The sequence below is a fragment of the Microbulbifer maximicatervae (SeqCode) genome (assembly GCF_052467615.1).
On the sequence record NZ_CP174319.1, the window covers coordinates 2128498 to 2141187 of the forward strand.

At 43.6% G+C, this 12690-nt stretch carries 9 protein-coding genes; 5 read left to right on the forward strand and 4 right to left on the reverse strand.

Annotation, left to right across the window (positions count from 1 at the left end):
- Window positions 1-311 precede the first annotated feature (311 nt).
- The gene (locus tag ACJJIM_RS09570; protein ID WP_413662064.1) at window positions 312-1049 is read right to left on the reverse strand and encodes a thioesterase II family protein; all 738 of its coding nucleotides are present in this window, start codon (window positions 1047-1049) and stop codon (window positions 312-314) included.
- A gap of 121 nt (window positions 1050-1170) precedes the next feature.
- Here ACJJIM_RS09570 and ACJJIM_RS09575 point away from each other — a divergent pair, with 121 nt between their 5' ends.
- A complete protein-coding gene (locus tag ACJJIM_RS09575) occupies window positions 1171-2775 on the forward strand; it encodes a (2,3-dihydroxybenzoyl)adenylate synthase (protein ID WP_413662065.1) in 1605 nt (534 codons plus the stop codon).
- An 84-nt stretch (window positions 2776-2859) separates the two neighbouring features.
- On the opposite strand, the gene ACJJIM_RS09580 is transcribed toward ACJJIM_RS09575, so the two are convergent.
- From ACJJIM_RS09580 to ACJJIM_RS09590, 3 genes are all read right to left on the reverse strand, one after another.
- Window positions 2860-3618 (reverse strand): hypothetical protein, encoded by a 759-nt coding sequence (locus ACJJIM_RS09580; protein WP_413662066.1) that lies wholly within the window; start codon window positions 3616-3618, stop codon window positions 2860-2862.
- Between the two features lie 522 nt (window positions 3619-4140).
- Entirely contained in the window at window positions 4141-5700 is a 1560-nt protein-coding gene (locus ACJJIM_RS09585; protein WP_413662067.1) for a BCCT family transporter, read from the reverse strand.
- Window positions 5701-5713: 13 nt separating this feature from the next.
- Entirely contained in the window at window positions 5714-6838 is a 1125-nt protein-coding gene (locus ACJJIM_RS09590) for a mandelate racemase/muconate lactonizing enzyme family protein (protein WP_413662068.1), read from the reverse strand.
- Between the two features lie 324 nt (window positions 6839-7162).
- Between ACJJIM_RS09590 and ACJJIM_RS09595 the strand changes: the two genes are divergently transcribed.
- From ACJJIM_RS09595 to ACJJIM_RS09610, 4 genes are all read left to right on the forward strand, one after another.
- Complete coding sequence (locus ACJJIM_RS09595; protein ID WP_413662069.1) at window positions 7163-8380, forward strand: CaiB/BaiF CoA transferase family protein; 1218 nt, start codon at window positions 7163-7165, stop codon at window positions 8378-8380.
- 118 nt (window positions 8381-8498) lie between these two features.
- Window positions 8499-9689, forward strand: coding sequence for an AMP-binding protein (locus ACJJIM_RS09600; protein WP_413662070.1), 1191 nt, complete (start codon window positions 8499-8501; stop codon window positions 9687-9689).
- A gap of 61 nt (window positions 9690-9750) precedes the next feature.
- Window positions 9751-10722, forward strand: coding sequence for a methyltransferase (locus tag ACJJIM_RS09605; RefSeq protein ID WP_413662071.1), 972 nt, complete (start codon window positions 9751-9753; stop codon window positions 10720-10722).
- A gap of 463 nt (window positions 10723-11185) precedes the next feature.
- On the forward strand, window positions 11186-12538 hold the full coding sequence (locus tag ACJJIM_RS09610) for a lectin-like protein (RefSeq protein WP_444913122.1): 1353 nt from the start codon (window positions 11186-11188) through the stop codon (window positions 12536-12538).
- Window positions 12539-12690 lie beyond the last annotated feature (152 nt).

Below are 12690 nucleotides of genomic sequence, written 5' to 3' on the forward strand. Positions count from 1 at the left end.
TCCATCACCTAAGCTGTTCATCTTCCCATCGATAATGAAACGTTATAACATATCATTTGCGAAATCAACGGGATGTTTGTTTTGGATTTGGGCGTCAGGGTGGAGAGAGTGTGTGCTACTTGTTACTAAAGAGAAATAATTCGAACATCATCAAAAATAATGATCCCGGATTAATCGAGGCAGAGATCCGCTATCTATTGAACGATGGAGAATATAGGGCCGCTCAACAACCCTATTCTCCCGACAATTAATTTCGATAGCGTTACAAGAAACAGAAAGATTTTATACGGCCAACTTAACTTTACATGCAGTTAGGCCAAGCGGAGCTTCTGAACAATATGGCCAACCACCAGATCGGGACAATCTGACAGATAAAAATGGTTACCTGCGTATTCTTTCAATTGGAACTCACCATTGGTCCACTGCTGCCAACCCCGAGCTTCATCGGTGCTCAACTCAGGATCATCCCGTCCTAGCATCGCGGTGATGGGACAATCTAAAAGTTGGTCCGAGGACATCTTGCTGGTTTCGATCAATCGATAATCCTGGCGTATAGTAGGAAGTAGTAGAGCCCTTAACTCAGGAATTTCCAATAATTCAGGAGAGGTGCCGCCAAGCTCAATGAGTTGTTGGCACAGAGATTCATCACTCAACTGGTGTACGTTTCCACTCTTTTGAAATTGTGGAGCTTCGCGCGCAGAGACAAATATGTGTTCAGGACCGCACAATTTTTCGCGATACAAGGAGAGAGCCAATTCATGAGCAACTGTAGCTCCCATACTGTGCCCAAATACTGCCCAGGGTTTATCGATGACAGGTTTGATAGCCCTACTTAACAAAGCAATTAAAGTTTGCATATTTGTGGGCATAGTTTCATTACAGCGTTGCTCCCTACCCGGTAAACATACGAGAACCAATTCTATGGAATCTGGCAATAATTTCGCCCAGGGCCGATAAAGTGATGCTGTACCACCAGCATGAGGCAAACACAAAAGTCGGATAGCCGCTTTAGGTTGAGGGCGAGGGATTTGTAGCCAAGCGCCGGACATAGATTTATCTCAATAAGAAATTTGAAGCCGTGAATACTAACTGTTAATTCTTAATTTAGAAATCTGAAGAAGATTCAAAAAAACACTCCCCTGCTCCACCCAAACATTTCAGGAGACCAGCATGGAAAATAATTTACTTAATGGTTACACGCCTCACCCAAAGGAACTAGAGGATTTCTATCAGCAACAAGGAATTTGGGATAACCAACCTATTTGGGAGCTGATCACACGTAATGCGAAAAACTTTCCCAATCAATGCGCAGTTCGGGACCTATCGGATCAATTAACTTATGCTGAATTGGTTAATGAGGCCGATAGCATTGCTGCAGGCCTGGTGGAACAAGGCTACAAAGTTGGGGAGCGGGCAATACTCCAGTGGAGCAATCAGGTCAGTTTTATTACAACCCTGCTCGGCTTATTTCGAGCGGGACTGGTTCCTGTACTAGCTTTGCCTGCGCATCGCCAAAATGAAATATGCCATTTTGCACAGGTCTCGGGTGCCAGTATCTATATCACTTCAGGAGCGGAAAGTGATGCAAGCCGTCACAGCATGATAGAACAAATTGCTTCGCAATCTCCGACTTTGCGAGGCATATACAGTTCTGATGAAAATGACACATTCCCCTCCCTGCCCAGAAGAGAATGCCAAGGCTTCACCCCTGTTCCCGTAGACCCCAACGCCCCAGCTCTATTCCTCGTTTCCGGTGGCACTACAGGACTTCCGAAACTTATTCCACGCTCCCACAATGACTATCGCTACAACATTACCTGCGCTACGGCTGCTTGTAATTTAGGAAAAGATGAAATCTATCTGGCAGTACTCCCCGCCGCCCATAATTTTCCATTGGGTTGCCCCGGCATTCTGGGCACGCTATCCATGGGTGGGCAGGTAATATTCACCAAAGATGCAAGCCCGGACTACTGCTTTGAGCTGATAGAGCGTTACGGCGTAACCGCCACAGCCCTGGTCCCAGCACTGGCTCAAGTCTGGACTGTAGCGACAGAATGGGAAGATGCTGATTTAAGCTCTCTCCGCTTACTTCAAGTTGGTGGCTCAAAGCTGAGTCCAACTGACGCCAATGCTGCGATAGATGCTTTTCCCGGTGCACTACAGCAGGTATTCGGAATGGCCGAAGGGTTGATTTGTTACACCCATCGCGAAGATAACAATGAAACCATCACCAATACTCAAGGAAGACCTATGAGTTCCCTCGATACTCTAAAAGTGGTTGATGAGTACGGGCAGGAAGTGAAAGCCGGAGAAGAAGGAGAACTGCTTACTCGCGGCCCCTATACACTGAGAGGCTATTACCGTGCAGAAGAACATAACCGACGCGCTTTTACCCCAGATGGATTCTATTGCAGCGGGGATCGTGTACGCATTCTGGACAATGGCAATATTGTAGTTACTGGACGACTCAAAGATGTTGTAAATCGGGGCGGGGAAACATTTGCATGTGACGAAATTGAAGAGCATCTACTCGCCCACCCCAGCATCCAACAAGCAGCTATCATCGCTTTGCCAGACCAAGAGATGGGAGAGCAAGTTGGAGCGACTATCGTATGTACGGATAAAGCGCCAAGCTTGCAAACGTTGCGCGACTTCTTAACCGAAAGGGGCCTGGCCAGCTTTAAGCTACCTGAGCAGCTTAAAGTGTTATCTCGTCTGCCGGCTACCGCAGTCGGGAAAGTTGATAAGAGGAAGCTCTTAGATCTTATCGATTAGTACTATTTGAGAGATTGAGCACCCATATTCATGAAAGTATGGCTTTAACCCATACTTTCATTTTAAATGAACAAGAAGTATAAATCAGAATATAAAGGATATACCAACTTGCAACACATTAAGGTTCCTTAAATCAAATTCTATATGGTCAAAGTCATTTATATAATACTCCCCCACCTTACCAACATTATGCAGCATGTATTCGGCACTTATACGGAAAGAGTTATTAAAGTTGTATCGCGCACCTAGACCTACATGGAAATAGCTTTTACTGAATTCATTTGACCCATAATAGTTACCACCAGCGTAAAATTCATCCATGGTATATGACCAGTCCAGCTGCGCAAAACTATAGCCCAACAACAAATACATGCAGGACCTGTCGCAATACCAAGATAAATCCAGAGTTCCTGTAATTGAAAATACATCCAAGCGATGTTTCTGATCGACCTGGTATCGCTCAACAACTGTAACTTCGTCATCAATATAATCGATATTTTCTACCGATATCGATCGCCCTAAATTTGTTCTGCCATAGCTAAAGCGAAGTTCAAACGGGTAGCCATTGAAGTCGATCCCGATATCGACGCTGCCCCAAGGCTCACTTCCTGAACTTGAGGTTTTGTAGTAACTATATTCGTAAAAATAATCGTAGTAGAAATATGGGTCATAAAATACCCCTACAGTACGATAATCCTGCTTAACCTCCAGCCTATTAACTCCACCATTCAGTGAAACATATGGACGAAACCCCCACGGGTTTTCTAGACCGCTATAGTCATCGGCTATAGCCTCCATGGAAAAAATAAGTGCTCCCAAAATGACAGCTGAGTGCAGGCGCATAGTAACCTCCTTGTCGCTTCACACAACTCAAAACCCACACAGAATCCAATACAGAGATTTATCGATATGGTTAATAGTCCTCTACGGCGGAACAAGACACTATTTGTCAACACTCTCATCCTAATATCGATAAATGGCTTTCTTGTGCAATAAAAGTAATGGATTCAAAGTAAATCTATACTCCTATGAATTTAAAAGTAGCAGTAACTCCAAACTTCCAGAGCTCAAATTACTGCCAGGATACCGAAAGGTGTTAGCAAAGTGATGAACGGGTATAAACCAACAATATAAGAGCGCAGCGGTTAAATTTATACACCCCGTTTAAACACGCTGAGTTTCGATATAAACTACAATCAAAACTGACACTCTAATAGTACTGATACTTTTATATCGGACAACTCAAGGAGGAAGGCTGAAAATCGGAATACCCCGCGACCACTTATCTTTTCATGTCATTTGGCCAGCTATTTAGCACAGAGTTACACTCTATAATTAAGGTACAACTCAATAATTTCCTACACATTAAATCTTAGCAGGTGTTCTATACGCTTCAATTTCACCCTCAGACATGTCGCCAAATTGAGACAACAGATAAGCTCCTGTTTTAACACATAGAATTACCAATATAGGAAGGAGAGGGATTACAATTAAAACGGGAAAGGATTTTAGCGTATCCATATCGGCGTTAATAAATAAAAACACAATGGGTATCACCGTTAGCAACCCGCACCAAAAAACTCGATATGCCGGCATAACATTTGCCTCAGCATCAAGATTTTTTGTGACAACCCCGGTCAATGAATATGAAGTTGCATCCAAGGTTGTCACGCAAAACAATATCATTGACAGCAGAAAAATGGCTATCGCCAACTCAGGAAGCGGCAATTGATTTAAAATATCATGGGCGAGACGAAGAGGCTCTCCGTTGGAAAGCTCTTGCACTGCATTAACAGCTCCTTGATTCATAAGATCTACAGCATAAGTTCCCGCTATCCCAAAGATAAATGCGCTACTAAGCCCTCCCCCAAGGATCAAAGTTAAAATCACATCTCTCAGACGGTGCCCCTGAGAAATTTTTGTAACAAACACACCTACACCCGGCGAATAGGATATCCAGGTTGCCCAAAAGAAAATTGTCCAATACTGAGGGAAATGCGTACTCCCATATGGGTCTGTACTTAAGGACATACGGAAATATTCAGAAAACAATATCCCCAAACTATTCGTTACATTATTTGCAATAAGAGCACTTGGCCCAACAATAAACGTATATAAAAGCAGGAAAATTGCTATATAGATGGTCCACTCAGATATACGTGACATCCCCTTCTCAATGCCAATAAATGACGACAATGAAAAAAGGAGAGACAAACCTATGATAATGGCTATCCCTGTAGAAAGACTATCCGGAATACCCGTTAAGGCGCTGACATTATACGAAATCATTGGAATCGCAAGACCAAGGGTTAATGTCGTAGCCGAAAGCGTGGTCACAATGAACAACAAATCTACACCTTTTTTCAACCACTCAGGCATACGATCGCCAAGCATGTTATTTAATACAGAGGACAACTTAAGGGTTCGATTCTTTTTAATATGAAAACTCACAGAAAAAGGGATCGCCACCATCAAATTGATAACCCATCCTGCCGACCCCCAGTGGAAAATATTGAAAGCCGTTGCGTACTCCATTTTAATCGATTCGGCAGAAATACCGAACTGGGGGTCCATATAGTAATGAATTACTTCAATATACGCCCAATACATCGTCGAAGCCCCCATACCTGCACAGAGAGCCATAGAAAAAAGCTGAACAAGAGAATACTTTGCCTTCCCCTCTCCCAAACGAAGCTTGCCATATTTTGAAAATGCCAAAAACAAAAGGGCCAAGGTCCCTAAAAGAGTATACCAAAGAAATATTGTCCCTAAGTCAATTATAGTTAGAGCCAACATTTCTTTCATAAAGTCCTTGGTACCTTCAGGATAAATAACTGCAACAACACCAAGAAGTAAAACCAAAAAGAAACTAACCAATGTTAACTTCTTATCCATGATATATTTCTTGGCATCCGATTCCTGCATAGTCTAGATCACCCTACTCAAACACATATTGACAAAAACAGTTATCCTTTACCTTTTCCCAATCCATGGCTATTCCCAACCCATTTCCCTGAGGGGCATGGACATAACCCTCCTTATCGGTTCGAATAGACACCTTGCTCGCAAGCTCAAAACCTTCATAAGGGAAAAACTGCTCAAAATAATTGCAATTTTTATGTGCAAGGGCAACGTGTAGGTTCGCAGCTTGTGTAAGCGTAAATCCCATACTTTGTATCTCTAACGTTTTACCAAACCCTTCCGCAATGGCAAAACATTTATTTAAAGGCGTAATACCTCCACAAACAGTGGCATCTAGGTGAACACTAGTCCAGGTATCCAAGTTCAACGCATTGGTTATCTCATGTAGTGTTAACAAGGAATTACTATCACTTAATATTCGTAAATCGAATTTATTAACAAGATCTTGATAAGTCCTACAATCAGAATCTGGAACTGGAGCTTCAAACCACTCCCAGTTGTTTTCACTCAACCACTTGGCCATGCCCATAGCTTCAGCAGGAGTATATAGAGAGGCTGTATCCAGCATGAAACGCACACACTTCCCTTCAAAACGTGCTTGAATTGCTGAAACTAATTCCATATCTCTCTCATATATACAAGAGCAATGAAATTTTATTGCTGTAAACCCCTCCGCTATACAATCTTCGATATATGTTTCGTATTCCTCCACAGTGTCAAACATAGGAGAGGATGCATAAGATTGTATTTTTGAGCGTGCCCCACCTAAAAGTTCATAAATCGGCATCTCAGCCTTTTTGCCTTTTATGTCCCATGCAGCAATATCAAAAGGCGATTTAGCAGGCAACCCGCCCCAAGTACACCGTTCCATTAACCAGTTATATAATTCCTCTGTCCTCAATGGGTTTTTACCCAAAATACCAGGTGCAATTGTGCGCATGGATTCAATAATACATCGATCAAAACCGTTCTCGGTATAACTCAATGTCGCACCAATACCTTCGATACCATTACTGGTTATAATGCGAATAACGTTGTTGGTGTATAACAACGGAGTTTGATTAGCAGTCCAACAAATTGGCGGCGCATTTTTATCGGCTATCGCATATAGCTCCACCCTGCTGATATGAAAACGATCCATATTCACATCCTTAAAAGCTATTAACTGGATCTCAAGGAGTCTAGTTCGCAATGCCCAGTTGTGCGTTGGTGGCACATACTTAGACTTACTACTAGGTAAAAACTACTCTTCGGATCGGGATACTATTTGTCAGCCAAACCTATAAGGAATAATTAAACACTCAATGTCCGCCGTAACTTCAATAGATCCTAATAACCAATGCAAACTTCGTACTCTCTTTTCCCACATCAGATTTACACAGTGATCTATAAACTAATACCCACTTGTAACTAAGTGGCAAAACTTGGCTGGCCATTAATTTTGTTTGCGCAAATCAGGTATATCATGATGCTCCCTCTCCACGGAAAGCGTATTCTTTCATTCGAAACCTGGGGCGCAGGTTCCTTTCATGGCACTTTACTAGCTTTTCTGGGCGCAGAAGTAGTCAATATTGAAGACCCCAAACAAGGTGGGAATCCACTTAGAAAAATGGGATCTATCTATCTTGATGAAGCTTGCGAAGACAATGAGACAAGTGAATCGACGCTCCACAACAAGAAGAGCTTGGCCCTGGATATCAGGGATCCCACTGGCAGGGAGGTATTCTTGAAGCTTGTGAATAACTCACATGCTGTTATCGACAACTTTAGAGGTTCTTTGCCCGAAGAGTTAGGCGTTACCTATGCTGACCTCAAAGTAGCGAACCCCAAAATAGTTTGTACCCATCTCTCAGGGTATGGCAGAGACAACAATAGAAAACACTGGCCAGGATATGATTTCCTTATGCAGGCAGAAACTGGTTGGATGTCAGTGACTGGAGAACCAGGATCTATCCCAACCAAAGTTGGCGTATCAGTAGTAGATCTCCTGGGGAGTGTCTATTCAGCCCTCTGTACAGTTTCAGGGTTACTGCGGACCGAAATCACAGGAAAAGGCGGTGATTTTGACACTAACTTATTCGATATAGCGCTAAATTGCCTCTGCTACCAAGGGTTATGGTTTCTCAACGAGGGGATAGTCCCAGGGAAGCAACCTCGCTCGGCCCACGCATCCCAAGCACCTTGCCAATTAGTAAAGACAGCAGATGGTTGGTTTTATGTGGCCTGCTTAACCCAGAAATTCTGGGAAATGCTTTGTCACGAACTAGGCTCCGATTTATTACAAACTGATGCCCGCTTTTTGACCAATGAAAGCAGGATGCAAAACAGAGAGCTGCTGACAGATGCTCTAGACCAGTACTTCCAGAAGAGAACAACAAAAGAATGGTGCGCTCAAATGGAGGGTAAAATCCCCTGTGCCCCGGTTTATGATATCGCCGAGGCGCTTAACAACCCCTATGTCCAAGATAACGACAAGACTGTATCAATTCCTTATACACGCAGTACAAGCCGTGACTCAATACAATTTATAAACGCCCCCTTCTCTATTCCCGACACTTCTCCAGTGCCTTTCCAGCAAGCACCACTTTACGGAGAGAACACTCGAGAGATCCTTGATGACTTGGGTATCCCACAAGATGAAGTGGAGTCCCTGGCAAAAGCTGGCGTGATCTATTGCTGCTGAAATACATCGGTACTGATGAGGATAACTCCCAATTGGCCAGACCACTCTCTACCTAGGCGCCCTGTTACTACAATTTCCTCAGTTCCATCCGATACCTCACCACCCCAGGAAGACGGGATTGAACGGGAGCTACCTTAACGCTATGAACATCGGCCACCTGGATTGGAATGCCATTCTCGCCCACGCCCGCAGTCTTTCACCCTACGGTGGACCAGATATACCTGTTTCTGCCGTCTGTCTCGATGACATCCCCGTTTGTGGCCCCGTTGAACTGAAACATATCAGCCAAAATGCCGCTCAGGAACACGGAGCCATTATCATGTCTAGCGGCGGCACAACTGGAAAGCCGAAGCTGGCCTATACACCTTATCACCAGGCAATTCAAAGATTGCTGAAGGAATGGCGCCCGCTCAGCTCTCAAAGTGTTCTTCTTAATCTCTTTAATCCTGGGCGGCTATGGGGTGCACACTACTTTATTCAAACTCTGGCAGAGGCTTCCAAATGCACTATTGCACCTACAGGCCCCTTTATATCTGGTGAGGTGGAGAATTGGCTGGAACTTCTACGTAATATCGATGTGGACTCACTTGCTGGCGCACCCACAGGACTGGCAGATTTTGCCGAAGGTATACTAGATTCAGGTAGCCAACTCCCAATAAAGACAATTATCTGGATGGGGGAACCTTGGACCAAAGCAAAGTTGAAGGTCATACGTGAGGCTTTCCCTAATGCTGGGCTGTGGTGCGACTATGGATCGGTAGAAACCAATAGCATTGCTGTCAATTCCCCTGAGTGTGATTTGAACATATATCACCTTTTAGCGGACCAATTGATCGAAACTGACGATCAAGGCGCCCTGCTTACCCGTGTAGGTACAGGGTGGACGGTACCGATAGTGCGTTACCGATTAGGTGACCTAATCCAAAAAGCAACTTGTCCCTGTGGTCGTCCTAATGGCCTATCTATTCAGGGGAGAGCAGATGATAATGTCGATTTATGCAGCGCCCTTCTGGACCTCAATAAGATCATAGAGCTCACCTATGAATGTGAAGGCGTCGAAGAAGTTCAACTACTTCTCAGCGGCGGCCCCCAAACAAAAAAGTCTGCCGATTTAATAGTCGTTCAGTTCACAGGCACGGCAAGTGCCAACAGCATCTGTGAGCATATTTTGAACAACATTCACAACCTCGCCTCTGTTGTCAGACAGTACCCTCAGTCCTTCACAGTACAAAAAGCCGAGCGACTTAAGCGTATCGAACGCACCAACAAAGTTCCCCGGGTTATTTGGAGAATGAGCGATGGGAAATAGCGGTAGAACTCAAAGCATAACTCCACCTAGCGTATCCGACGGTCCTATGTGGGACCGTCTTATGGGAAACTATAATTTTGCCTGCCTGATGGTTTCTGCAAGGTTGGATATCACCGGGCTAATTGAATGCGGTTATGATTCCTGCGAAGCACTCAGTAAGGAATTGCAGCTCAGCAATAAAGGAATGGGCTTCTTTCTGCTGATTCTGAGTCATTTGGGGTATATCTGCTTCGACAAACAACAAGTGAAAAATACAGAGCTGGGGAAATGCTACCTCTCCAAGAATAGTCACTACTATTGGGGAGAAGTCTTACTCGATCCTTTTCAAATCTATGACATCAATCACCTGGATAAAAAGATACTCACCAGCTTACAAAGAGAATATGAGCTGGAATGTAAAGGTCGCTCTGTAACCGACATGTGGCAAAAAAATGAAATGGACAATGACTCGGCAGCAGCTTTTACTCATCTGATGCATTCGCAGGGGTTTGCCTCCGCAGTTGAGGCTGCTTCCTGCGGTATTTTTGAAAACGCTCAAACCCTACTCGATGCCGGTGGAGGCTCTGGAACCATTGCTCTCGCCTTCTGCGATACCTATCCTGAGCGCAATGCGCTGCTCTTCGACCTGCCGCCGGTTTGCGATATAGCAGCAATGTATATAAATAAGTTCAAGAAAGACCAGCAAATCCAGATAGTTAAAGGGGATTTCTTTAGAGACCCATGGCCTGAGGGGTTCGATGGCATTTGCTTTAGCAATGTGTTGCACGATTGGCAGCATGCTACATGCCAAATCTTAATCGACAGAGCCTTCGCACTTTTACCAAAAGGTGGGCAGGTATTTATCCACGATATGCTCTTCGATGATACTCGTTTAACGCCAAGCTTGTTCTGCTTTCATTTGTTTATGAACCACGGCTCCCAACTATACTCAGCCAAAGAGCTTTATCGGATGCTTGAGACAGCAGGATTTGTAAATCCTCAATCATACCAGGCACTCGGCTATTTCTCGGTATTATCGGCCAGAAAACCCTAGCCCTACCCTTATTATCCTATTTTACTTATATGCTATCTATCGCTACTTCCAAGAGCAGTTCGTTTTTTGATTACCATTTCGTCACCGACTGACTATTAGGATATTAGCTAGAAAGTGTTTAACCTTTAAATAATAGTAAATAGTTTTTGATTTAAGCATTATAAAACTATAACTTTGTGAGGTGCTTCTCGTTAATACATTTAAAGTAGCTAACAGGTTATATCTTTTCGATATCATTGCTTTCGCACTCTATTGCCCTTCAGGGGTTTATACTTGAAACATTTGAAGATTATTGAAGTTCCTGATATCCGGCCTCACAAGGGAGATGGGTAGAAATAAACTTCATACGTTTAGAGACGCAAGTATTGCTGCATGCGATTACTTTTATCTCGGCAGTCGTAATAGAGAGCGCAATTAAATCTGTTTAAAAAATAACAAACTCAGGCGAACAGTAGGAATAATAATGAAAAAAAACTATTCATGGCCACTCTCGAAAGGGCTAAAGAAGATTTGTATCGCTCTATTTAGTTATATAACGTTGATGAGTACGCCTCTATTTGCAGAGACCGATCCTTATTCAATGTTGGTTCAATTCAACCTCTATTACGATTACGAGACAGAGCAAGGTACCAATGACCACGCAAAATATGCACTCGAGCTACAACGGCGCCTGACTTACTCAACACCAATTCGCTATACACAAGTCCTTGCAACACACAACAGTTATAACTCTGATGCCTATGGTGCTATCTGGGTAGGCTCTGAACAATCTGCCAGGGTTAAAGACCAAATTGATATTGGTGCTGAAATTATTGAGCTGGACCTGCATCAGTTCAGTGGTGAACAATATTTTTGTCATGGCTCATTCTATTGCAATTTCTGGCTTGATCCTCAACGCGTTCCTATCTCTACTGTATTGGGAGATTTGAGGGATTGGGCTTACAAGCAGGATCAATATGGCACTAACCGTACAGTAATCGTACATATCGAAAATGCGGTATCGTCCGGTGCCCAGGTAACTTTTAAAAATCATCTTATAGATCAGATAGGCCTGGAATACATTTACACTCCCCAAGACTATAGAGAGGACTTTCCCAATGGGGTTGAAGTCACGAGCTATAAACGAACCTCACTCCCCTCTCAAGAGTTATCACGGGAGACAGTCCGTAAACATGATGGTGTAAATGGAAAAAAGAGATTCGTATTTTTCTGGACAAAAAATGACAGCAATATTGGGGATGATAATGAGTCATTCGATGTAATATTCGATGGATGGGGTGGACTGGACAGACACTGGAAGAGTGGCGATGACGATTCCCTGGATAACTGGGATGACGGCATCAACACCGTAGAACACTATGATGTCAGTGCTACAGACAGCAGATTTCAAAATAAAGGACTATGGTCTTGGGGAGAGGGAGAACCCAATGATCATGGTAGCGGAGAGGACTGCGCTGTTATCAGAAGCGACGGGCGCTTTAATGACCGCCAATGTGATCGTTCCTATTCATTTGCTTGTAAGAGACGGTTAAATGGCGAACTGCATGTAAACGACTTAAAAGATGATGGCGCTATCAATTACCCTGTTATGTGGTCACTGACTACGAGTAAGTCTACCTGGTCGAATGGAGAAAGTGAATGTCAGGCACTGGGTACTCAATGGCACTTCGATGTGCCTCGCAATATGATGGAAGCGCTCGCATTGAAAAGTAAGCTGGCAGCTGCCAGTGAGACAGCAGCCTGGATTGCTTATACTGACCAGGATAGTGAAGGTACAATTGAAGGTGACTTTATAATAACAACTGTAGATTACTAAAAAGATATTGTAGGGTTCTTTGTCTTAAGGTAATTAGAGATCTACTAACTTTCAACTTGATCTGACAGTTACCCGCTTCTTAGAAGAAGTCCTGTCAGATCAAGTTCAATCATGCCTATTTTTAATGTGAAAACATCTTATCTTTACGGCCC